Genomic DNA, 22314 nt, shown 5'->3' with positions numbered 1-22314 from the left:
TCCGTTAGCTAATACTATTGGTCCTGTGCCGGGTACGGTCAGCGCCTTGAAGACACGCCATGAGTTTAGCAAAGTTTGTGAGCTAGGAAACAATGTTTGAAAAACTTGCCCCAGTTCACCCCTTACCCCCATTTGGGAGGAAAATAGAACGTGGCCCTATTCATAGTTTCCGTCTAGTGGCCCGGTACAGTGTTCAATAGTCTTGCCCCTACTTTGAGGCAAGGAACCCACTCTCCTAGATTTTTGGAAATGGACTTTATCGATGACTGATTACCCAGTTCTTCCCGCAGAATTCACCCCAGTAGATGGTCGGTTTGGCTGCGGCCCTTCCAAGGTCCGCCCAGCACAGATCGATGCCATCGTTGCTGGGGCAAACGGAATCATCGGCACGTCTCACCGCCAGTCGGCAGTGAAGAATGTCGTCGGCGAAGTACGCGAAGGTCTTTCTGATCTGTTCTCCTTGCCGGAGGGCTACGAGATCGTTTTGTCCCTCGGTGGCGCAACCGCTTTCTGGGATGCGGCTACCTTCGGCCTGATCGAAAAGAAGTCCGCTCACCTGTCTTTCGGTGAGTTTTCGTCCAAGTTCGCCAAGGCTGCGAAGCAGGCTCCTTGGTTGGATGACCCTGAGGTAATCGAATCCGAGACGGGCGATGCTCCTGCCCCTCGCGCAGTTGAGGGCACCGATGTCATTGCGTGGGCACACAACGAAACCTCCACTGGTGCTATGGTTCCGGTCGTTCGCCCAGAAGGCACCGACGCCCTTGTCACCATCGACGCAACCTCGGGCGCTGGCGGCCTGCCGGTAGATATCACCCAGTCCGATGTCTACTACTTCTCCCCTCAGAAGAACTTCGCTTCCGAAGGTGGCCTTTGGCTTGCAGCTATGAGCCCTGCAGCAATCGAGCGCATTGCAAAGATCAAGGATTCCGGTCGTTTCATCCCTGCATTCTTGGACCTGCAGACTGCCGTGGATAACTCCCGCAAGAACCAGACCTACAACACCCCGGCTGTTACCTCGCTGATTATGTTGGCAGACCAGGTCAAGTGGATGAACGAAAACGGTGGCCTTGACGGCATGGTCAAGCGCACCACCGAGTCCTCTTCCATCTTGTACAACTGGGCTGAGAACAACGAAGTCACCACCCCTTACGTCCAGGATCCAGCGAAGCGATCCCTCGTCGTGGGCACCATCGACTTTGCAGATAGCGTTGATGCAGGTGAAATTGCTAAGGCACTGCGCGCAAATGGAGTTGTTGATACCGAGCCTTACCGCAAGCTCGGCCGCAACCAGCTGCGCATCGGCATGTTCCCTGCAATCGACCCAAGTGATGTGGAGCGTCTCACCAAGGCGATTGATTTCTTGCTCGAGCAAGGCGTGGGCGCCAAGTAGGGCGCTAAGTAGAGCTCTTCACAGGGCTCCAAGTAGTTCAAGAAGCAATTCCTAATTCTTCTTCACCGGAAGGGCTTGTGCTGCACAGATTGTCCCCCAAGTTACGTTAGTCTGGACGAAATACAACGTACTAAGGAGACGAGATGCGCGAGCTTTTCCCGGTTGATGAAGAATCAACGGATGAGTCGTTGGTGTTGCGCACCGAGGACGGCGAGCTTTTCAGCTTGTCTCGCCACCTTCTCGGCAACACGAACACCACACCTTCCGGTCAGTCCGATGCATTAGAGGCCGAACCGGGCATCGAGCACGAGGCAACAACCGAAAATTCAGCCCCCGAGGCAGAATCACACGAGACAGCAGCCCCCGAGGCTGAGGCCCCCGACGCTGACTCGCCGCGCCCGCTCCCCAAGCCCGATCCCCTCTACGCCACCCCGTTTACGATGCGTCCGTCCGAGATCCAGCAGCGTATTCGCGCAGGCGCAACAGTACAAGAACTTGCCGACGAGATGGGCGTGGCCGTTTCCCGCCTCGAGCCGTATGCACATCCCGTACTCCTTGAGCGTGAGCAGGTTGCCCAAGCAGCAAAGCAGTCTCGCCCTGTGCGCGAAGATGGTCCTGCGAAGCTGACTCTTTTTGAAATCCTGGCAACCGCCTTCGTCGCGCGCGGCCATTCACTCTCTGAGGCATCTTGGGATGCAGTCCGCGAGCCAGGCGATTCCTGGGTTGTCAAAGTGTCGTGGAAGGCCGGGTTGTCGGACAACGTCGCAGAATGGTCATTCACGCGCAACGGAATGAACGCCACCACCGAGGCCCGAAACCCGATCGCAGCCGATCTGACGGACCCCAACTTTGTGCAGCCGGTGCGCTCGCTCACGGCAGTCAATACTGGTGCCACGCGTTCGACCAAACCTGCGGATGAGTACGACGAAGCTGAGCTTGATCCAGAGTTCGATGCAAACCTGCCCGCAGATACCAAGCAAGAAAACGATGACAACGGCCCCGCCACCAAAGAGGAAGTCTTTTCCGAGGGGGATCTCCTAGAGAACCCAGAGGAAAACCAGTCGCCGCAAAAGCGCAAGCGAAAAGCGGTCACCCCACACTGGGAGGATGTCCTTTTGGGTGTCCGAACCAACACCAAGCGTCCTAAGAAGTAGCCCCAAAAAGTAGACCGGTACTCAAGAAGGGATGGCCCTCGATGCAATTTCCTGCTGTTGTCACATGGTGGTTCGTCAATACCGACGACGTGGCCAGTGTTGTCTCGCAAGAGCCTAAAGCTGATCGGGGATTTGGTAGGAAGTATCTGGCGCAGCTCAACCCTGCTTGGCCGATTACCCCGATAGGCCAGTTCCCGCTGAACCGCTCAGCTCGCCCATCGCGGGAGGAGTATTACATCGCCGGGTATCCGGGGGTGACTATCGTGCAGACCTTTTTGGACGAAGTGGACACGCTCTCGGACACGCCAGAGCGCCTGCGCAAGTCGGTTCACGCCAAAGATGTCTATGTTTTTGCCCGCGGCACGGATAGTTCGTTCGCGGGATTTGCTCACTTCCAGGGCGACAAGGTACTTCGCTCGTTTACGGCCACACGGACGTCGGTTATCGAAGACCTCGGTCTCCCCGAGCCATTCGAAGCCCCCTACTGGGCCGGCGAGATGAATGACCAGCTCGGGGGTATCGCGCTCCCTTTTGAGCCCCTAGACATGACCATAGCCGCGCACGAAGCGTGGTTAGGCGTCGACATTTCGCCGACGGGCCCGGATATCAATGTGGTTGCTTTCGCCGTGGATGGGCGCCCCGAGCCCAAGGTCGATCCACCTCCAAAGCGAGTTAAGTCCGTCGACGAGGTGGCAGCGAAATTCAGTGCCTCGCACTCAGACTACGACGATTATGAGACCTCACCAGAGGATTCCGACGGGGATGAGTTTGTGCGCCTCGCCGATGCCTCTGTCGCTGCCGCGAAACGTCTCGGCAAAAGTTTCCTGCGCCGGGCAAAAGATGCTCGCGATGCCATCGGAGAGCGGATTCGCCATTCCGATCGCGATATCACCCGCGACTGAGCAAGCCCCAACAATATAGGCCCCTACCTCAGGCTTCGCGCACGCTCATAAAAGGCAATCGCCGCCGACGTCGCCACATTGAGCGAGTCGGTGCCGGGCGCCATCGGTATCCGAGCACGCACATCCGTCGCGCGCATCGCGTGCTCGGTCAACCCAGGCCCCTCGGCCCCTACCAACAGGGCGACCTTGTCATATGGGGCGCCGGTGTCGTCGATAAGCGCATCTGCGAGATGGACCGCCGCATCGTCGGGCGTGAGCGACACAAGGCGAAAGCCCGCCTCGCGCAGTTGCTCAAGCGAGCGCTGCCAGGTGGTGAATCCACCGTCAAGGTGCGCCCACGGCATGCGCAGCACATGCCCCATGGACACGCGCACGCTGCGGCGATACAGCGGATCCGCGGTGCCCGAACCCAGCAGAACGCCGTCGACGCTCATGCCCGCGGCATTTCTAAACAGTGCGCCGATATTTTCGTGGTCACCCACTCCCTCAAGTACCACGAGGGTGCGCGCTTGGAGCATTTCGCTTATCGACGATTCCTCGGCCCGGTCCGCCACCGCCAGAAGTCCGCGGTGCATGTCATAGCCTGCGACCTCAGCTAAGGTTTCGCGATCGACTTCATAGACTGGGCAATTGACCTCGTGCTCGGCGAGGAACTTTTCCAATTTGGTGCGGAAACCAATCAGACACCGCAGCGGGTAACGCGACGACACTAGACGCCCGGCCACGAGTGGACCTTCGGCAATGACAAGCTTCTTCTCATTGCGCTTGAGGTCTCGAATATCGTCGAGGCGGGGATCTAGTGGGTCGGTTACCTGCTGTGGTGTCTGATTCACAAGCAGTAAGTGTAGCTGTTTAGAAATGCCTTAAGAGAGCAGGCTCAGGATCGGATCCATTGCGAAGTAGACCACGAACAGTGCCGAGACAAGCCACATGATCCAGTGAATCTCCTTGATCTTGCCGGCTGCCACGGCCATCAGGGTGAACGCGATGAAACCAACACCGATGCCGTTGGCGATGGAGTAGGTAAATGGCATGGTGACCATGGTCAGGAATGCTGGGAAGGCAATGTAGAACTTTGTCCATTCGATTTCGCGGACCTGTGCCATCATCATTGCACCGACCACCACGAGAACGGGTGCGGCTGCCTCGATGGGCACAACTTCGTAGAGCGGGGTGAGGAACATAGCCAGCAAGAAGAGCACGCCCGTGACAACGTTAGCCAGGCCAGTGCGTGCGCCGTCGCCGATACCTGCGGATGAATCTGCGTAGACCGTTGCAGAAGACGAAGAGCCCAGGCCACCAGCAACCGCACCGAAGCCCTCGACAACCAGTGCGGCCTTCATGTTTGGCAGGTTGCCGTCTTCGTCCATCAGGTTTGCCTGGCGCCCCAGGCCGTTCATGGTGCCCATGGCATCGAAGAAGTTTGCCAGCACCAGCGTGAAAACGAACAGAGTTGCGGTGACCACGCCGAGTTGGGTGAATGCCCCAATCAGGTCGACGTTTCCAACGATGGAAAGATCAGGGATCGAGCCCAAGGAGCTAGGAATCTGTGGAACTGCAAGACCCCAGCCGGTCGGGCCGGCCTCGGCGGAAGATCCAACACCGGTGATTGCCTCGATGATCATGGCAATGATGGTGGTGGTAACGATGCCAAGGAACAGGCCACCAGGAACGTTGCGGACAACAGCGAAACCACAGATGATCAAACCGATGACAAACGTCAGGGTAGGCCAGGATGCGATCGAGCCGTTAATGCCAAGACCTACTGGAACAGTGGTATTAGCAGCGTCAGGAACACGGGTAACAAAGCCACCATTGACAAAGCCGATCATGGCGATGAACATACCGATACCCACACTCATCGCGGCCTTCATCGATTGCGGGATGGCTTTGAACACTGCGGTGCGGAATCCGGAGATACCTAGGAGGACAATGATGATGCCGTCGATCACAACAAGACCCATGGCTTCCGCCCAGGTCAGGCCTGCTCCACCGACCAGTGTGACCGCCACGAGAGTGTTCAGACCCAGGCCTGCGGCGATGCCGAATGGGTATTTGGCCACAACGCCAAAGATGATTGTCATGACACCGGCGACCAGCGCCGTTGCCGCCGCCACCTGTGGCACACCGAGGATAGTTCCCTCGCGGTCGGGCGACGTGCCCAAGATGAGCGGGTTAAGCAAGATGATGTAGGCCATGGCGAAGAAGGTGACTACACCTGCTCGCACTTCTGTTCCTACAGTCGAACCGCGTTCTGAGATGTGGAAGAACTTATCCATGGCACTTTTTTGTTGGCGCCCGCTGGTAGTGCTGGTTGATCCATTCTGACTCATGCCGAGCCTTCCCCTTTATGCCACTAGAAGGATTGGGTATTCACTTATGACTGACTATTACTGACACTCATTACTGACACTAATGTTGTGCACAGGTTTTCGTAACCAGATTGGCAGAGAACTATGACCCGGACAAACTGGGATACAGAAATCACACCATACAATCGCTTTCTTCACATCCGCAAAATTATTGAAGTACTTTATTGCCACAGATGGCCAGTCCAACTCACAAAAAACGCCGTGCGCTGATAGTTTAAGGGGTAGTTACTGTGTTGGCATGTCGCACCGGACGAACCACTTTGGAGTGAGAGCGTGGAAGTTTTTACATTTGTTGTACGCGACGGTGCGGCTGTAGATCTGGAAAAGTATCTCAAAGCCATCGCCGCCCATGGAGTAAATCATCCGACTATCAACGCACTACGCCTCCGGTTAGCGCAGGTCAGCGGCACTCGTCGCGCTGTCATCGAAGTTGCAAACGGCAATGCTTCACTCTCGCTGCGCCCCCTTGTTTCCCAACCCTCGGAAATTACTGTGGATTCAGCCGGAGTCCTTGACAAGCGCGCCGCACCAGATCGTCGCGGCGCAGATTTGGGGTGGCAGCACAATCTTCAGATGCACACCGCAGCCGATGACGGGATGCTTATCGACGAGTCCGGGGCCATCGTTTATTCTTTTATTGCGCCCTTTGTCATGATTCGAGATGGTGCCGCTTATGTGTCCACCCATCCACGCACCACTCGGTCAATTGCGACAGATACAGTGGTGGACATCTTGCAGAAACAAGGCGTAGAAATCCGCACCCTGGAAAAAGGGTTCTCCCGCCAGGAACTCATGCAGAACGAAGCCTGGGTAGTTAGTTCCCTTTATGGCGCGTCCTTGGTTTCCGGTTGGTTGGAGTACGGCAGCCTTATCCCTGGGCGTTCCCAAGTCAATCGGATGGGTGTTCCTACTCACCGCGAGGTCAACGAAATGCGCCTCGAGCGCGTACAAGCTGCCTAGTACTTGATTTAGTAGATGGGCTTTTCATCGTCGAAAAGCCCATCAATTGGCTCGGCGCCCTCTTCTTCAATGTGAGTATCTGAATGGGCACCGCAGCCATAGCTTGCGGCAACGACGTGGCCATCGGCCGAGTACTCATTGGTGCAGATCCCGAACAGGTCGCCTATGGGTTGACCAGCTGGAACGTAGAAGGCGCAGGTCTGACAACGCATGGCCGCTTTTTCGGCGAACTCGCTGGTGGGGCCGTAATCCCCTGTGCGCCAGCGCTGCTTAGCTGCCTCTAAACCAGTGGTCGTGAGGTACTTCTTTGACTCGCGGCCGGGAAAGGTGACGGCTTCGCGCGAGAAGGAGTCATCGGTGAGACGCTCGTCGTCGGCTGCTGGAGCCATAAGATCGCCAGGGCCCAAGTCTCCGGGGAGCAAGCGGTCAGAGTAAGGCACCCATTCTGGGGCTCGGAGCGCATCACCAGAAGGTGCTGGAACCAGCGCCACTTCATTGACCGTGACGTGTGAAGAACCCGACGCGCAGGCGATGACTGCGTTCCACTCCCAGCCTGGGTAGCCCGGCACCTCGGCATGGAAGCGGTGCACTGCGACATTTGGTGCCAACCCTGTGACTCCAATGTGCTCACCGATCTCTTCACCTTCGGCAACATCGACGAGAGCTTCGCGCGCAACGCGCACAGCCGTCGCGCTGAGCAGCGGGTTGGACTTCTTAGACTTATTTGGGTGGGACACTCCCCTATTATGGCCGAGGCGGGCGATAATAGTTCACATGGGTCGCATCTTCACGAAAACTACTGGTTCACCATCCCATTGCTTGGCTGTTGTGGCAGCAACTGCAATTACATCGTTGGCCTTAAGCGCATGCACAGCCGAGCAGTCGGCGCCCTCTTCGACGCAGGTGCCGGGGATGGGTGGGTCGTCGATAAGCGAAAATGCTCCTGTCGAGCGTTTGATCCCGCGAATCCACGCTGTCCACCCTTTCGATGAGACATCGTTTACCCAGGGCCTGGAAATTGGGCCGGATGGAACGCTGCTGGTGAGCACTGGTAAAGAGGGCGAATCGCGGATTTATCGCCGCACGATCGAGGGCGAAGAGCTGCAAAGTGAATCACTCGATCCGCAGTATTTCGGCGAAGGGATCACCGTAGCCGGCGACCATATTTGGCAGCTCACGTGGAAGGACGGCGTAGCCATTGAGCGCGACTCCGTGACGCTCAAGGAGGTTGGTACCGCAGAGTACGAGGGCGAAGGGTGGGGGCTGTGCACTCGCCAAGATCATGTTATTTTCTCCGATGGTACCTCTGAGCTGCGCCGAATGACGATGGACGATTTCGAGGAATATGACCGGTTCACGGTCACTCTCGAGGGAGAGCCCGTCACTGGGCTCAATGAGCTGGAATGCGTTGGCGACGAAATCTACGCCAATGTCTGGACTACGTCCAACATTTATCGGATCGACGCTCAAACTGGCGTGGTGACCGCCGTCATTGACGCGTCTGGCTTGCCGAATAACGCTGCCGACGACCCCGATAACGTGCTCAACGGCATTGCCTATAACAGGCAGAATAAGCATTTCTTGCTTGCCGGGAAGCGCTGGCCTGATCTCTACGAGGTCACCTTCGAGCCCATGCAGTAGGCCCGCTACACTGGTTGTTCATGGCCAAGAAAAAATCGTCGTCGCTGAAGTTGCTCGCGCTCATCGTCGCTATGGTGCTGGTGATGGTCGTTGGCGCCTACGGCATCATGACGTGGCAGAAGAACCGCCCACCCACACCTCCGCAAGAGGTAGCCATTACCGTTAGTGCTGGGGACCAAACCATCGAAGCATTGCCTTATATGGTGTGCGAACCTGGCGTGGAATGCCCAGAGGGCGAGATCCCTACACTGACTGTCGCCAGCGGGGACACGGTAAATGTCAAGGTTCCGAGTGACATCTACGACCACGACTGGACGCTGCTGACAATTTACGACGATCCGGGGGCCAACGACCAACAGGTCCACGGCGCCTACGACACCGATTCAGTGGACATCCCTGTTTCAGCTGCACCTGTTGGTGATTCGACGGAGAACCCGCAGCTGGTTGTCATCGAAGTCTCCTCACTCATGATCGGCCTCGACGCTACAAATACAGAAAGCCCCTACCTGGTTACCTGGTCGATTGCTATCGAACTGAAGTAAACCGAAGTAGGGGCAGGGTTATCAGAACTCAGGGTTCCCGAAGGGACCCCCTAAGCGTCAAGCTCTTTCGCTACAGCCCGCAGGATCTCCGCGACCTGACGGGCTTCTTTCCTGTCTGGGTAGCGGCCTTGTGCAAGGACGGGCTGCACGCTGGATTCGATGACGGTCATAACGTCCATCAGCATCGAGTTGAGCTCTTCTGGCTTCCGACGATTAACTGGTCGACGTCGGGGGGTGTCCAAAACCTTCACTCGCAGGGCCTGCGGGCCACGGCGACCGGCAGCGAAATCGAACTCGATGCGCTGGCCGTGGACAAGTTCGTCCACGCCTTCTGGCAGGACATCCTTACCGATATATACGTCTTCATCGCCTGGGTTGGAAGCGAAGCCGAAACCTTTATCAGCGTCGTACCACTTAACTTTTCCGACTGGCACGGTCATCACCACTTTCTTTCAACGACATCGGCCTGCGCGTGAAAGTGCGCAGGGTTAAATACTCCACCATACTCGGGTCCTAAAAGAAAACCTACTTTCTACTCTCACTATTCCCTTGGTCATGGCCTGCGAGCTTTTGCACCGCAAAACTACACCTAAGACGTGACTATTGATAAAGCTGTGATAATTGTTACCTATACGTGATGTAGATCACTCCGGAAAATTCGCGCTCGCTGACCTCGGAAAATGGATAAAATCATGCGGTCAAAACAACAAATATGAGCCGATTCGTGTCGATAGCGTGACTAAATCGTTATCAAACGATAAAGTCTTGCGCAGGCCTTCCAGAGGCAACACTGACAGATGAACTATCCACGCCGAGCCCTGTCCGGGTAGTTCACAATACGGAACTTAAACCAACCAACTTCATAGGACAGGGACGGGGAACCCACCGCCTGCTTGTGCTGATGCACCAGCTCACGCAGGCATCGCACTGGCACCAACCTTGCCAGTGCTTGGGGTGAAGTTCAACTACTGAACCGGGCTTATACAACCTCTGCCCGAACCCGACAGCTCACCTCGCAGGCGCACAAGAGAGGAATTCTTTTCATGGCACAGTCCGCACGTAAGTCCGCACGTCCAGCTGCAAAGATCGCTGCAGGCGCAGCAGCAGCAATCGCAGCTACCGCGCTCATGGCTCCTCAGGCAAGCGCAGCTCCAGACTCTGACTGGGATCGTCTTGCCCAGTGTGAGTCCGGCGGCAACTGGTCGATCAACACCGGCAACGGCTACCACGGTGGCCTGCAGTTCTCCGCTTCCACCTGGCAGGCATACGGTGGCGGCGAGTTCGCACCATACGCTTACCAGGCAACTCGCGAACAGCAGATCTATGTTGCAGAAAAGACCCTGGCTGGCCAGGGTTGGGGCGCATGGCCAGCTTGCTCCGCAAAGCTTGGTCTGAGCTCCCCAGCGAACACCGACCGCCCAAATCCTAACGCTGCGCCAGCACCGGCTCCAGCTCCAGCAACCAGCATTGCAGCAGCTCCAGCAGCCGCCCCTGCAGAAGCTCCAGTAGTTGAGGCAGCAGCTGAGGTTTCCTCCCCAGTAGATGCTCTGTACAACCAGATCAAGAACACTCTGAATCAGTACGGCATCGCAGTCCCAGCCGGTGTGACTGACCTGTACAACACCTTCGGCAACAACTACAACGCGTTCTACTCCGCTAACGCTCAGCTGATCGCAGCTGTTCAGTCTGGCGATGTCCAGCGCATCGCAGGCGCTGTCGGCTTCTAAGCCAAGACGCAACAAAAAAATTAAGGCTGTGTCCCTCCCACATCAGGGAGGGGCACAGCCTTTTTCACGCTCCCGGTCCCAGCCGGTTTTTAGCAACGCAAAATACCCCTGCCACCAACACAACAGGGGTGGCAGGGGTAAGAAAATCGCGTCTAACTTTTAGTGGTTAACGCGGGTGTAAGGGTGCACGTAGCCAAGTTCCTCGGATGGGCGAGGCAGCACCAAGTCATCGCCGAATGGGCTGGATGCGCCTTGAAGCTTTGAGGAGATTTCTGTAACCGGGTGGCCGTCACCTGGGGTATCCACAGGCCAAGCTGGGTTATTAACGTTCTTCTTGTCTACATGATTAGCCATAGTCCATATTGTGCCAAATACCAGGCCAAAAAGTAACTTAACCGGCCAGAAAGCTACCGCGTAAGATTGCCATCACCATGACCGAGTCCACCTCCCCGCTTGATTTCCGCACCTCACTTGCTCAAATGAGCGATGCCGAGTTGAAGCAGCTCCTGCGTAGCCGCCCAGATTTGTCCGTTCCACTACCCCCAGGGGTAAGTTCGCTGGCGTCGCGCATCACGCTGCCGGGTTCGCTTGCCCGCGCTGTCCGGAGCTTGAGCACGCTTGAGATTGCAGCCTTAGAAACGGCGGGCGATCTCGGCGCGGAACTCGCGCCAGTCAAGGTGGAGGCTATCGTCGAGAAGCTTCCTGTGCCCGCGCAACTCGCCCGCGATGCCATCGACGGCCTGCGCGGATATGCCCTCATCTTCGGTTCGGATGAAATTCAGGTCACGCCCGGCGCGCTCGGCGCTTTGCCCTCCGGCTGGCGCATCTTAGATGCACTCCCCGCTTCCGTGGAGGACACCAGAAAGATTGTCAACGAGTTGGATCGGCCTGCCCGGGCAGTGTTGGACACTCTCGCGTCCTCGGGTTCGGTGGGCACCACGCGCGACGCGGCCGTCGACGCTGACCCGACGCGCCCCATCCCACGGCTCATCGAACTCGGCCTCCTCGTCCGCGTCAATGCCTCCACCGTGCGCCTACCACGCCCCGTACGCGACATCGTTCGCGGCGAAACACCGAGACAATATTCGTTGCAGCCTTCCAGTCGCATCCTCGGGGGCGCAGACACAGGCCAAAAAGCATTTTCGCTTATCGACGATTCCGCGACCGCCCAGGGGCTCGATGCCACACGCGCGATGCGCAAGATTGTCACACGCCTTGGTCGCAAACCTGTCGTTCTTAATAGAGACGGATCTGTTGGTGTGCGCGCACTGGCGGGACTGTCTAAGGAAGTGCAAGTTGCTGAATCTAGCGTTGCGCTTTTGGTGTCTATCGGTGAATCCGCGGGCATCATTGGCCGCGGTGAGATAGAGGCAGATGTTGATGGTCTCGCTCCTACTCGCGACGGCCTGGAATGGGCCGATGCTACGTTGTCGGATCAGTGGGCCATAGTTCTGGCTGGCTGGATGGCCTCGCCGTGGCAGGTCCACCTGCTCGGTGGCAAGGATGCGAAGGGTCAAACGATCAGGTTGTTTTCCGAGGCCATGCACGATCCGACGATTCGCCGTGCGCGCAAGCTCATCGTTGCTCAATTCACTCGGGTCCCAGGTGTCTCGCTGGAGCGCGCGGAGGTGGTCGAGGATCTGCAATTTAGTGCACCACTTGCTGCTGCAGGGATCTCTGATTCCGAACTCGACGCGGTGATTGAACAGGCCCGGATCGTGGGAGGTCTGGCGAATCAGGCTGCGTCCTCAGCTTTAATTGCGCTCCACCGGGGCGACGATGTGGCGTCGGCAACGCGTGAGATTGTTCCTGCGGAGGTGTCCTATGTGATCCCGCAGGCCGACATGACTATTCTGGCCCCTGGTCCGCTGCCTCCGGAAATGCACAATGAGTTGGAGTCTTTCGCGGAATTGGAATCGCCAGGGCTGGCAAGCGTGTTCCGTGTTTCCGATGCCTCTGCGCGCAAGGCACTCGACGCGGGGAAACAGCCGAGCGAGATTATTTCCTGGCTAGAAGCCCGTTCCCCAACTGGCGTGCCACAGCCGATGGCCTTTCTTATTGAGGATGCCGGGCGCAATCACGGCCGACTGCGCACCGGTGAAGCCCTAAGTTATGTCCGCAGTGAGGACGAGTCCCTGATTACTCACGCGGCTGGCCTGCTCGGCGAGGATCTCACTGTGATCGCCCCGCAGGCAGCCGTGTCGCGCCTTTCCCTTGCCGAGTTGCTCAAACGACTCCGCGCCCACGGGTTGCAGCCCACGGCTGAGGATTCCTCTGGCGCATCAATCACGATGGCACCCGAGCCAACCTTGGTGCGTGCGACACCCTCGACGCTACTGCGCGACCACACTCCCGGTGAGGCTCATCTTGCCGAAGCAGTAGCAGCAATTCGTACCGGTGACGCTGCTGGCGGCCATGCAGACTTCGGCAACGCGTCTCCCGCTCCTGGAGGCGATCACCTTTCCACGTTGCAGGCCGCCGCACGCTCCAGCCGACAGGTTGCCATAGGTTACGTGGATAAGAATGGTCGCGGCAGTCAGATCACTGTTGTCCCTTTATCAGTAACTGGTGGTCAGGTGGATGCTCTGAACGAGAAAACCGGGGCGGTTGTGCGTATCGCTCTGCCCAGAATTACTAAAGTAATCTTGCTCTAGACCTCACTGCTACCCCATCCGCCACAGGGGATTTCGCTCATCCTGCAGGATCGATATCTGATTGTTACGCTAAGTCCAACCCTATTGCTTAATACTTCAACTTATTGCACAGGCACTGCAAAAAGGATGGTTGGACATGGCAGTCCCCCGCGAAACCAAGAAGGCAGAAACGCGTGCGAATCTCATGCGTGAGACTGCTCGTCTCGTCATCTCTCGCGGCACCGAAAACACAACAGTTGCTGATATCGCTGCGGCAGTCGGGGTCTCTGCCCGCACCTTTCACAACTACTTCTCCTCTCGCGAAGATGCCTTGGAAGAATTCGCCACCATCCACGCAACTACGCTGAAGGAAGAACTAGAAAACGCGGGCCACGGTGCCAACATGCTCGACACCCTGGAATCTATAGTGTTGGATTCCTTCTGCAGTGAACCAGATGACAGCGTAGACAATATTGTTGTGCTCTTCCGCGTGTGCACGATCCTAGAATCCCTGCGCGGCACCGACCAGCACTATCGCTTGCTGCCAGAAAACCTGCCACGCGATACCTCTATTGCCATGCACGGTGCCATCGCCATCGCCTGGGCCGCAGTGGATGCCTTCTACCAGCTGCCCGAGCCGCGCGATCCCTCCCAGGGCGAACAGATTGTCCGCGATGCTTTCGCCACGGCCCGCGCACTTGATAGCGTGCGGCTTCCGTAGCCTCTCCAGCCCCCTATTCAGGCCCTATTCAGGTCGCGCACCACCAATACTCCAGAATATGCGCAAACATTCCATTTATATTATATGTTTACTGTTGGTACAGCTTCTCAGTCACTTATAAATGGAGCTTGGCACATTCAAAGGAGATTTTTCATTCATGCTTGAAATCCGCAATCTCACAAAACGCTTAGGTGAGACGCTCGCGCTCGACGGCATGAGTTTTACTGTGGGCTCTGGTGAAATATACGGTTTCGTTGGCTCAAACGGCGCCGGAAAATCCACCACCATGCGCATCGCGCTAGGCGTTCTTGCCAAGGACAGCGGCGAGGTACTGCTCGACGGCACTCCGCTTGACGACGATTCCCGCCGACGCATCGGCTACATGCCCGAAGAACGCGGGCTATACGGCAAAGAAAAGATCCTTGACCAGCTCATATTCCTTGGCACCCTGCACGGAATGCAGGCCCAGGACGCGCGCGAGTCGGGGCGCAACTTGTTAGAGAAGTTGGGCTTGGGCGAGCGTCTCGACGATAAACTCGACGATCTTTCGCTAGGCAACCAACAGCGAGTACAGCTTGCCGCCAGCCTGATCCACGACCCAGATGTCCTGATCTTGGACGAGCCCTTTTCCGGGTTGGACCCAGTCGCCGTGCAAGTGATGAGCGAGATGCTCATGGAGCGCGCAGAAACAGGAGTTCCAGTCGTGTTTTCTTCGCACCAACTCGATCTTGTCCAGCGCCTGTGCCACCGGGTGGGAATTGTCGCCCACGGAAAGATGGTCGCAGAAGGAACGGTCGCAGAACTACGCAACCGCGGCCCGCTGCGCTATGAAATAGGCACCGAGGCACGGGGATGGGAACCTGCCGGAACTACGGTAGTAGAGGAAACCTCGGACCGGCTTGTCCTCGAAGTCGACGGCGATCTCTCCGACCAAGACCTGCTACATGCTGCACTAGCGCGTGGCCCAGTGCATTCTTTCCAACGCGTTGTCCCCGACCTCAACGACCTGTTTAAGGAGGTTGTTACCGCATGAGCCGTACTTCATATTCATCGACCAATACCATCACCACTGTGGCCAAACGCGAGATTCAGATGGCGCTGCGTTCCAAAGGCATTATGGTCACCATTTCGCTGCTGCTGATCGGCATCATTATTGGTGTCGGTGTCGTGGCATACTTCACCAACCGTGATTCCGACCCAACAAAAGTTGCAACCGTGCAAATGCCTGTCGCAGCATTCGAGGGCTCCGAGCTGGAAGCCACGCAAGCAGCAGATCGCGGCGAGGCAGAATCCTGGGTGCGCAGCGGTGATGTCGATGCTGCAATCGTGCCAAGCGCCACTGGCTGGGAGGTGTTGTCGGATGGCTCCCCGAACAGCACGGTGGTAAGCAGCGTCAGTGCAATTGCCACTGCTTATTCCACCACTGAAGCGATCACGTCTCTTGGACTCAGCCCTGAGGAGTACGCCGCAGCGATGCCTCGCTCCCAGGTCACCCCCGTTGACATTTCCAATGACGGCGAAGGCACCGCAGCGGAGAGCCTCACGGCACTTCTCACTGCGCTTGTCGGAGTCATGATTGTTGCGTTCACCGTCATGCTTTTCGCGGGCAATATAGGCGGGCGGATTACCGAAGAAAAGTCCTCGCGCGTTGTGGAAATCATTCTGGCAGCTGTGCGCCCAATGGACTTCCTCTCCGGCAAGATCATCGGCAACGTAATCTTCGGATTCATAGCCACCGCAATCGTGATCATTGCCGGAGTTGCCACCCTGGCTGTCTCGGGTCTGCTCGACGGGATCGAATTCGATTGGACGATCCTGCCGATCCTCCTTGTTGCCTGGATCTTGGGCATGTCTTTCTTCGGCAGCCTCTATGCCGCCGCCGGCGCCATGGTGCAGCGCACCGAGGACCTCAATTCCACCCAGACACCCGTCATGATGTTGGTCATGGTGTCCATGTACATCCCGCTCTTCGGCTGGTCCATGACCGATGCACTCTGGATGCAGATCTTCTCGTGGATTCCCCCGTTTAGTATTTTCACCGCCCCAGTTACCTACGCAGCCGGCGATATGACGTTGGTGCAGCTTATCGCCTCCCAGGCCATCGCATTGTTCTCCGTCGTGGGCGTGATTTGGTTCGTGGCTCGCGTCTACCGCGCAACCATCTTGTATAACGGCCGCAGGATGAGCTGGCTTCAAGCAGTGCGGGCATAAACCCCGAAGCCGAGGCGTTGCATAATAGAGGTTCGAACGTGAAAGGACTCTATTTATGGCACTCGGCGACGGCCCGTTGATCGTTCAGTCGGACAAAACTGTCCTGCTGGAAGTCGATCACCCCCAGGCAGGGCTCGCCCGCGCCGCACTCGCTCCTTTCGCGGAGCTTGAGCGCGCCCCTGAGCACATTCACACCTATCGCATCACTCCACTCGCGCTGTGGAATGCGCGCGCTGCAGGCTTCGACGCGGAACAAGCCGTCGACGTCCTCGAGCGCTATTCGCGTTTCCCTGTTCCCCAGGCGCTGCTCGTCGATGTCGCCGAAACCATGGCTCGCTATGGCCGTGTCCGCCTGCTCAAGCACCCCGCGCACGGCCTCGTGCTTGAGTCCGACGAGGCCCCGATCATCGAGGAAATCACTCGCCACAAAAAGATCAAGCCCATGCTGGGCACGCGTATCGACGACACGTCGGTCCCCGTCCACCCCTCAGAACGCGGTCGCATCAAACAGGAGTTAACCAAGATCGGGTGGCCCGCTGAGGATCTCGCGGGCTACGTTGACGGCGAGGCCCACCCTATTGCGCTGAACCACGACGGCTGGGAAATGCGTGACTACCAGCAATATGCCACCGATTCCTTCTGGGAAGGCGGCTCAGGCGTGGTTGTTTTGCCTTGTGGTGCCGGAAAAACCATCGTGGGCGCAGCTTCCATGGCTGAGGCCCAAACCACCACACTGATCCTGGTAACCAACACCGTGGCTGGGCGCCAGTGGCGCAATGAGCTTTTGCGTCGCACAACGCTTACCGCCGACGAGATCGGTGAGTATTCCGGCGAGCGCAAGGAGATCCGCCCCGTCACCATTGCCACGTACCAGGTAGTCACGCGCAAAACGAAGGGCGAATACCGCGCCCTTGAGCTCTTCGATTCCCGTGACTGGGGCCTGATTATTTACGACGAGGTCCATCTCCTCCCCGCCCCCGTTTTCCGCATGTCGGCCGACCTCCAATCGCGCCGCCGCCTCGGGCTGACCGCCACCCTGGTGCGCGAAGACGGCCGCGAAGACGACGTTTTCTCACTGATCGGCCCGAAGCGCTACGACGCCCCCTGGAAAGAACTGGAGGCAGCCGGATTCATCGCCACGGCCGAGTGCGTCGAGGTCCGCACCTCCCTGACCGAGGAGGAGCGCATGGTGTACGCCACCGCCGAGACCCGCGAGCGCTACCGGGTGGCGGCTACGAGCCATTCGAAGCTGCGGGTCGTCGATAAGCTGCTGGAACAGCATGCCGGGCAGCAAACCTTGATCATCGGGGCCTACCTTGAACAACTCGAGGAGTTGGCGGCGCGCACCGGCGCGCCTCTGGTCGATGGCAAGACGTCGAATAAGAAGCGCGAGGAAGCATTTGATGCTTTTCGACGAGGCGAGCTCCAAACTCTGGTGGTGTCAAAAGTCGCGAACTTCTCCATCGATCTGCCCGAGGCTGCCGTTGCTATCCAGGTCTCGGGAACGTTCGGCTCACGGCAAGAGGAGGCGCAGCGCCTGGGCCGATTGCTGCGCCCCAAGGCCGATGGATCCGGGGCGCACTTCTATACAGTAGTTGCTCGCGACACACTCGATTCGGAGTACGCCCTGCACCGCCAGCGGTTCTTGGCTGAACAGGGCTATGCCTACCGCCTCGTTGACGCGGCAGACGTTTAGACTGGACAACCATGAGCGAGATGAAGATATTCAAGTTTGACGTCGACGAGGACTTTGCCAAAAAGAATAATGAGATGCTGAAAGACACCAAGCGCTTGGTTGTCTCGGGTGTCTCGTTGTTCGTGATCAGTGAGATCGCGGCGGTGTTGATCTGGATGTTTGTCTCCCCAGACTCTCCGTGGCGGATGCTCGGCGCGATCGGCTTGGGCTTGTTCGGTGTCATGATGCTCATCGTCGCTCTTGCTGTGCCACGGTCGGTAGGCAACGCCCAAGCGCTCTATGACCGCTACCCGCTCGCGCCTGCCATCATCGCCGAGGTCAATGACCGGGATTTCGTGTTGATGGCGCTGGTCAATACCAACGTGGATCCTTCGCGTCCGCCGCGGTGGGGTGTGGCCCTGCGGACAGTGACCCGAATCAACGGTGTGGACCCGAAGGTGGGCACCAAGGTCCCGGTGGCGGCTGTGCTTGGCCAGCGCAGTGGCCAGGACAAGGATCACTGGCAGGAAATCTCCCCGATGCCGATCGCATGGGGTACTCCAGACCAAGATGTTGTCACCGAGGCACGCAAGGCAATTCCGCAGGATCAGTGGCAGCGCCTTGAAAAGGCACGCAAGCGCCTCGACGAGGTCAAGAACACCCCGCATAACCTGCTAGTATTGTAGTTTCTATGAGCAAAGTAGTAAAGCGTCTCCAACCCTTCAGAGAGACCATCTTCGCCACGATGACCGCCCGCGCCGTGGACTTTAACGCGATCAATTTGGGTCAGGGTTTCCCTGATTCCGATGGGCCTCAAGAGATGCTCGACATTGCCCAGCGCGAAATCGCAGGCGGGAATAACCAGTACGGTCCCGGGCGCGGGATGCTGGAGCTACGCGAGTCCATTGCGCGCCAACGCAGCCGCGATTACGGGGTGAATTACGACCCCGCGACCGAGGTGTTTATCACCGTCGGCGCTACCGAGGCAATCTCTGCCACGGTTTTAGGCTTGGTTGAGCCTGGCTCCGAAGTCATCGTTTTGGAGCCCTACTATGATGCTTACGCTGCGGCGATCGCGCTGGCGGGAGCTCGTCGTAAAGCGGTGCCTTTGGCTGCAGACGGCGCTACCTGGACCATCGACGTGGACGCCGTGCGCGCGGCGATCACGCCCGAGACGTCGATGATTATTATAAATTCCCCGCACAATCCCACAGGCGCGGTGTTCTCCCGCGAGGTCCTAAGTGAGCTGGCGGCGCTCTCAGTTGAGCGCGACCTTTTGGTGCTTTCCGACGAGGTGTATGAAAACCTCGTCTTCGATAACACGCAGCACACTGCCCTGGCCAGCCTGCCCGGCATGTTCGAGCGGACGGTGACGGTGTCTTCGGCGGCGAAAACCTTCAACGTCACGGGGTGGAAAACAGGCTGGGCACTTGCGCCTGCGCACCTGCTCGATGGAGTGATCAAGGCGAAGCAGTTCATGAGCTACGTTGGCGCCACCCCATTTCAGCCTGCGGTGGCCTGGGCCTTGGATAATGCCGGCGAGTGGCTTAAGGGCATGGTCCAGGAACTGGCCGACAACCGAGATGTGTTGAGCTCCGCGCTGCGTAAGGCGGGATTAGCCGTCCATTCCACGGCGGGCACCTACTTTACCGTGGCGGATCTGCCTGCCGGGGCTGACGGGGTGGAATTTTGCATGGACCTGCCGGAATCCATTGGTGTGGCGGCGATTCCCGTGCAGGCCTTTGTCGATCACCCAGATCAGTGGAGCCGCCAGGTGCGCTTTGCTTTCTGCAAGAAGCCCGAGACGATGCGGCTCGCGGCCGATCGTCTCGCGCAACTTTCTAACTAGCTGCCACGAGCGGGTGCGTCTTCGCTGCCTGGCGGGCAGGGATAATCGCGGCGATCATGCCCACCACCACTGCTCCGACAAGGACGAGGCCGAGTTCTCCCCACGGGATGAGGATCCGGTCCAGGCCTTCGTCGGAAAGCACTTGCATAAAGCCGTAACCCAACCAGAGGCCAACCGCCAAGCCGGAGAGAGCTCCGAAGACTGCGATGGCCATGGATTCCAATCCGATCATGGCGCGGACTTGAGCCCGCTGCATGCCCACGGCGCGCAACATGCCGAACTCACGGCGGCGCTCCGCGATGGAGAGGGCCAGGGTGTTGATAATGCCAAGGACTGCGATGATCACCGACAGCGCCAACAATCCATAAACTACGGCCAGCAGTCCGTTGATCTGTGCTGCGCCCTGGTCCCTGAATTCGTATTTGTCCAGCACCTGCAACACGGCGTAGGGGGCCACAGTGTCTTTTAGGGTAGCTATGCCCTGCTCGGTATTCGTCCCGTCTTTGAAGGTGACATAGACTTGCTGCCTCGTCCACATTTCTTCTTCCGGGAACACCTCTTTGGCCGTCAGCGGGGACACCGCAACCGAAGTGTAGGCATCTCCGTCGTCCCAGGTGGCTAGCACTGGAACCTGAACTGGTTCTGTGTGGGTTGGTGAGACCACCTCGACCGTGTCTCCGACAGACACGCCCATATCCTTCGCAACGCTTGTGCGCAGACCTACTCCATTCTCATGAGGAATGCGACTGATATCTCCGGCGCTAATGTCCATATAGAGGGCAATGCGTGGGTCTTCTTCCATGACAATGGAGACGGAGTTTTGTAGGTCGGAGCTGCCTCCCATTCCGTTGACAGTGACCGGTGCCCAAACCGTAGTCAGAGTGCCTTCCACCTCGTCGAGAGCATTGATGTCATCGACGGCGCCAGCGGGAAATTCCTGGTTGGAAATCGTGCCCGTGCTTACGACGGCATTGGCGCGCAAATTTTCATCAATCGCGCCGAACACAGACTCTTTCATCGACGCACCCAAGATACCTACTGCAGTCACAAGGGTGACACCGATCATCAGTGCAAAGGCCGTCGACGCGGTTCTGCGAGGATTTCGCGACAAGTTGGTTCCGGCAAGTGTAGTCACAACGTTGAGGGAACGAGGCGTGTGCTCAAACATTCCGCGCACCAACCATGCGGACAGCAACCACCAGCCGAGGACGAGGCCAACCGCGCCGGCACCCATGACGATTGCGCTGGTCGAGGTGCTCCAATCCATCGTGATAGCCAGAATCGTAGCAACAGCACCTGCCACAAAGATCGCGGTGCCGACCAGCGTGCGAGCTGCTAGGGGTTGCGGTGCATCCTGATCTCCTGAGCGCATCGCCTCGACGGGACGTACCGAACCTGCGCGCCGCGCCGGTGCCCACGCACCCCAGACCGTTACCAACACGCCGACGAGGAGCGGCAATACTACCGACTGGACATTGACGCCCACTCCGGAAGTTGGGAATCCCAAGGAAGTTTGGTCCAGGACCCACACGATGATGGCCACCAAGCCAATGCCCACAACGATGCCCAAAGCCGAGCCAATCAGGCCGATAATCAAAGCCTCGAGTACGACCGAGGTGGTCAGCTGGCGCCTAGAAAGCCCCAGCGCACGCAGCAACGCGAAATCTTTCGTTCGCTGGGCCACGATCATGGAGAAAGTATTCGAGATAATAAAAGCGCCAACAAGCAATGCGATGAGACCAAATCCCGCAAGGATATACGAGATAAATGACAATGACTGTCGCGTCTCCCGAGAATCATCCTTGGCGGCTTGTTCCCCGGTTTTCACTTCGTACTGAGGATAAATCGCTCGCACGGCTTCGACCACCTGGTCAGGAGTCGATCCCGCTGCTGCTTTCATATTCACTTGGAAAGCGGTATCTCCCACAGAGAAGTCTTGCCAGTACTGTTCGGCGGGAAGTTGCACGCCAGCCCAACCACCGGTATCAAATTCGACTTGGGCAATGCCATCGATAGTGATGGTGTGTCGCCCCGTCCGGTCGACAACTACTACCTTGTCGCCGATTTCCACGCCGTATTCCTCCGCCGTATTCGAGTCAATCAATCCGTGGTTCGGCTGCGTCGGAGGGTTGCCAGATAGTATTTCGCCCGAGGAATCCGAGACGCGTTGCTCCGCCGGGATAAACGGCAGCACCCATGACCCTGCGCCGCCAGATTGGACAGGGGAATCGTCGATAAGCAATGCAATCGGTTGCTGGTCGACCGGCTCAGCAATGGCTACTTCCGGAAGCTTTTGCAGATTCGGGACGACCTCGCTGCGCACAATCTGGGCTTCCATCGTCGAGCTTGCGACGACGTCAACTCCCTCATACCCACCCTCGATGATGTCATCAAAGGCCTTCTGCAGACTTGCCGAAAGCATGAAGCCACCGGCCACGAAACTCGTTCCAAGCACCACTGCCACAATCGACAGAATCAGGCGCATGGTGTTTGATCTAATGTTGCGCCAACTGAGCAATAACAAAATGTTGTTCATA

General features: G+C 57.8%; 20 protein-coding genes and 1 riboswitch. Of the genes, 14 read left to right on the top strand and 6 right to left on the bottom strand.

Annotated elements, in window-relative coordinates:
* Window positions 1–262: 262 nt before the first annotated feature.
* From serC to ACXZ66_RS04670, 3 genes are all read left to right on the top strand, one after another.
* Window positions 263–1390 (top strand): phosphoserine transaminase, encoded by a 1128-nt coding sequence (serC, locus tag ACXZ66_RS04680; protein ID WP_458750735.1) that lies wholly within the window; start codon window positions 263–265, stop codon window positions 1388–1390.
* 143 nt (window positions 1391–1533) lie between these two features.
* Window positions 1534–2544, top strand: coding sequence for a septation protein SepH (gene sepH / locus ACXZ66_RS04675; RefSeq protein ID WP_458750734.1), 1011 nt, complete (start codon window positions 1534–1536; stop codon window positions 2542–2544).
* Between the two features lie 41 nt (window positions 2545–2585).
* Entirely contained in the window at window positions 2586–3446 is an 861-nt protein-coding gene (locus ACXZ66_RS04670) for a DUF6928 family protein (RefSeq protein WP_458750733.1), read from the top strand.
* A gap of 23 nt (window positions 3447–3469) precedes the next feature.
* On the opposite strand, the gene ACXZ66_RS04665 is transcribed toward ACXZ66_RS04670, so the two are convergent.
* Entirely contained in the window at window positions 3470–4279 is an 810-nt protein-coding gene (locus ACXZ66_RS04665; protein ID WP_458750732.1) for a TrmH family RNA methyltransferase, read from the bottom strand.
* Window positions 4280–4309: 30 nt separating this feature from the next.
* Window positions 4310–5779, bottom strand: a complete 1470-nt coding sequence (locus ACXZ66_RS04660; protein WP_458750731.1) for an NCS2 family permease — start codon at window positions 5777–5779, stop codon at window positions 4310–4312.
* Window positions 5780–6091: 312 nt separating this feature from the next.
* On the opposite strand from ACXZ66_RS04660, the gene ACXZ66_RS04655 reads away from it, so the two are divergent.
* Window positions 6092–6778: a hypothetical protein gene (locus ACXZ66_RS04655; RefSeq protein WP_458750730.1), complete on the top strand. Its 687-nt coding sequence runs from the start codon at window positions 6092–6094 to the stop codon at window positions 6776–6778.
* 8 nt (window positions 6779–6786) lie between these two features.
* Here ACXZ66_RS04655 and ACXZ66_RS04650 read toward each other — a convergent pair whose 3' ends face one another.
* Window positions 6787–7515, bottom strand: a complete 729-nt coding sequence (locus ACXZ66_RS04650; RefSeq protein WP_458750729.1) for a DUF3027 domain-containing protein — start codon at window positions 7513–7515, stop codon at window positions 6787–6789.
* A 37-nt stretch (window positions 7516–7552) separates the two neighbouring features.
* Here ACXZ66_RS04650 and ACXZ66_RS04645 point away from each other — a divergent pair, with 37 nt between their 5' ends.
* Window positions 7553–8419, top strand: a complete 867-nt coding sequence (locus tag ACXZ66_RS04645) for a glutaminyl-peptide cyclotransferase (RefSeq protein ID WP_458750728.1) — start codon at window positions 7553–7555, stop codon at window positions 8417–8419.
* 20 nt (window positions 8420–8439) lie between these two features.
* A complete protein-coding gene (locus ACXZ66_RS04640; RefSeq protein ID WP_458750727.1) occupies window positions 8440–8961 on the top strand; it encodes a DUF2771 domain-containing protein in 522 nt (173 codons plus the stop codon).
* 50 nt (window positions 8962–9011) lie between these two features.
* Here ACXZ66_RS04640 and ACXZ66_RS04635 read toward each other — a convergent pair whose 3' ends face one another.
* Window positions 9012–9395 carry a cold-shock protein gene (locus tag ACXZ66_RS04635; protein WP_458751275.1) on the bottom strand — a complete coding sequence of 128 codons (384 nt, stop codon included), beginning with the start codon at window positions 9393–9395 and terminating at the stop codon, window positions 9012–9014.
* Between the two features lie 408 nt (window positions 9396–9803).
* Window positions 9804–9998: riboswitch (cyclic di-AMP (ydaO/yuaA leader) on the top strand.
* A 6-nt stretch (window positions 9999–10004) separates the two neighbouring features.
* Between ACXZ66_RS04635 and ACXZ66_RS04630 the strand changes: the two genes are divergently transcribed.
* Window positions 10005–10688, top strand: coding sequence for a resuscitation-promoting factor Rpf1 domain-containing protein (locus tag ACXZ66_RS04630; RefSeq protein ID WP_458750726.1), 684 nt, complete (start codon window positions 10005–10007; stop codon window positions 10686–10688).
* Window positions 10689–10847: 159 nt separating this feature from the next.
* Here the strand turns inward: ACXZ66_RS04630 and ACXZ66_RS04625 are convergent, their stop codons facing one another.
* Window positions 10848–11042, bottom strand: a complete 195-nt coding sequence (locus tag ACXZ66_RS04625; protein ID WP_458750725.1) for a hypothetical protein — start codon at window positions 11040–11042, stop codon at window positions 10848–10850.
* 77 nt (window positions 11043–11119) lie between these two features.
* Between ACXZ66_RS04625 and ACXZ66_RS04620 the strand changes: the two genes are divergently transcribed.
* The 7 genes from ACXZ66_RS04620 (at window position 11120) to ACXZ66_RS04590 (ending at window position 19777) form a co-directional block, all read left to right on the top strand.
* Window positions 11120–13342, top strand: a complete 2223-nt coding sequence (locus ACXZ66_RS04620) for a helicase-associated domain-containing protein (RefSeq protein WP_458750724.1) — start codon at window positions 11120–11122, stop codon at window positions 13340–13342.
* 136 nt (window positions 13343–13478) lie between these two features.
* The gene (locus ACXZ66_RS04615) at window positions 13479–14042 is read left to right on the top strand and encodes a TetR/AcrR family transcriptional regulator (protein ID WP_458750723.1); all 564 of its coding nucleotides are present in this window, start codon (window positions 13479–13481) and stop codon (window positions 14040–14042) included.
* Between the two features lie 157 nt (window positions 14043–14199).
* Window positions 14200–15075 carry an ABC transporter ATP-binding protein gene (locus ACXZ66_RS04610; protein WP_458750722.1) on the top strand — a complete coding sequence of 292 codons (876 nt, stop codon included), beginning with the start codon at window positions 14200–14202 and terminating at the stop codon, window positions 15073–15075.
* Window positions 15072–16253, top strand: coding sequence for an ABC transporter permease (locus tag ACXZ66_RS04605; protein ID WP_458750721.1), 1182 nt, complete (start codon window positions 15072–15074; stop codon window positions 16251–16253). The genes ACXZ66_RS04610 and ACXZ66_RS04605 overlap by 4 nt, the downstream gene beginning before the upstream one ends.
* A gap of 55 nt (window positions 16254–16308) precedes the next feature.
* The gene (locus ACXZ66_RS04600; protein ID WP_458750720.1) at window positions 16309–17949 is read left to right on the top strand and encodes a DNA repair helicase XPB; all 1641 of its coding nucleotides are present in this window, start codon (window positions 16309–16311) and stop codon (window positions 17947–17949) included.
* 20 nt (window positions 17950–17969) lie between these two features.
* The gene (locus ACXZ66_RS04595; protein ID WP_458751274.1) at window positions 17970–18614 is read left to right on the top strand and encodes a DUF3239 domain-containing protein; all 645 of its coding nucleotides are present in this window, start codon (window positions 17970–17972) and stop codon (window positions 18612–18614) included.
* Window positions 18615–18619: 5 nt separating this feature from the next.
* Complete coding sequence (locus tag ACXZ66_RS04590; protein WP_458750719.1) at window positions 18620–19777, top strand: pyridoxal phosphate-dependent aminotransferase; 1158 nt, start codon at window positions 18620–18622, stop codon at window positions 19775–19777.
* On the opposite strand, the gene ACXZ66_RS04585 is transcribed toward ACXZ66_RS04590, so the two are convergent.
* Entirely contained in the window at window positions 19770–22313 is a 2544-nt protein-coding gene (locus ACXZ66_RS04585) for an ABC transporter permease (RefSeq protein WP_458750718.1), read from the bottom strand. The two genes, ACXZ66_RS04590 and ACXZ66_RS04585, sit on opposite strands and share 8 nt — an antisense overlap.
* Window position 22314 lies beyond the last annotated feature (1 nt).

The organism is Corynebacterium sp. S7 (genome assembly GCF_054401105.1).
This window is presented reverse-complemented; position numbering and strand designations above follow the sequence as displayed.

What these genes read in the sequence shown, in the direction of transcription:
- serC (WP_458750735.1), top strand. Translation starts at nt 263, where the DNA reads ATGACTGATTACCCAGTTCTTCCCGCAGAATTCACCCCAGTAGATGGT.
- sepH (WP_458750734.1), top strand. Translation starts at nt 1,534, where the DNA reads ATGCGCGAGCTTTTCCCGGTTGATGAAGAATCAACGGATGAGTCGTTG.
- ACXZ66_RS04670 (WP_458750733.1), top strand. Translation starts at nt 2,586, where the DNA reads ATGCAATTTCCTGCTGTTGTCACATGGTGGTTCGTCAATACCGACGAC.
- ACXZ66_RS04660 (WP_458750731.1), bottom strand. Translation starts at nt 5,779, where the DNA reads ATGAGTCAGAATGGATCAACCAGCACTACCAGCGGGCGCCAACAAAAA.
- ACXZ66_RS04645 (WP_458750728.1), top strand. Translation starts at nt 7,553, where the DNA reads ATGGGTCGCATCTTCACGAAAACTACTGGTTCACCATCCCATTGCTTG.
- ACXZ66_RS04640 (WP_458750727.1), top strand. Translation starts at nt 8,440, where the DNA reads ATGGCCAAGAAAAAATCGTCGTCGCTGAAGTTGCTCGCGCTCATCGTC.
- ACXZ66_RS04630 (WP_458750726.1), top strand. Translation starts at nt 10,005, where the DNA reads ATGGCACAGTCCGCACGTAAGTCCGCACGTCCAGCTGCAAAGATCGCT.
- ACXZ66_RS04625 (WP_458750725.1), bottom strand. Translation starts at nt 11,042, where the DNA reads ATGGCTAATCATGTAGACAAGAAGAACGTTAATAACCCAGCTTGGCCT.
- ACXZ66_RS04620 (WP_458750724.1), top strand. Translation starts at nt 11,120, where the DNA reads ATGACCGAGTCCACCTCCCCGCTTGATTTCCGCACCTCACTTGCTCAA.
- ACXZ66_RS04615 (WP_458750723.1), top strand. Translation starts at nt 13,479, where the DNA reads ATGGCAGTCCCCCGCGAAACCAAGAAGGCAGAAACGCGTGCGAATCTC.
- ACXZ66_RS04610 (WP_458750722.1), top strand. Translation starts at nt 14,200, where the DNA reads ATGCTTGAAATCCGCAATCTCACAAAACGCTTAGGTGAGACGCTCGCG.
- ACXZ66_RS04605 (WP_458750721.1), top strand. Translation starts at nt 15,072, where the DNA reads ATGAGCCGTACTTCATATTCATCGACCAATACCATCACCACTGTGGCC.
- ACXZ66_RS04600 (WP_458750720.1), top strand. Translation starts at nt 16,309, where the DNA reads ATGGCACTCGGCGACGGCCCGTTGATCGTTCAGTCGGACAAAACTGTC.
- ACXZ66_RS04595 (WP_458751274.1), top strand. Translation starts at nt 17,970, where the DNA reads ATGAAGATATTCAAGTTTGACGTCGACGAGGACTTTGCCAAAAAGAAT.
- ACXZ66_RS04590 (WP_458750719.1), top strand. Translation starts at nt 18,620, where the DNA reads ATGAGCAAAGTAGTAAAGCGTCTCCAACCCTTCAGAGAGACCATCTTC.
- ACXZ66_RS04585 (WP_458750718.1), bottom strand. Translation starts at nt 22,313, where the DNA reads ATGAACAACATTTTGTTATTGCTCAGTTGGCGCAACATTAGATCAAAC.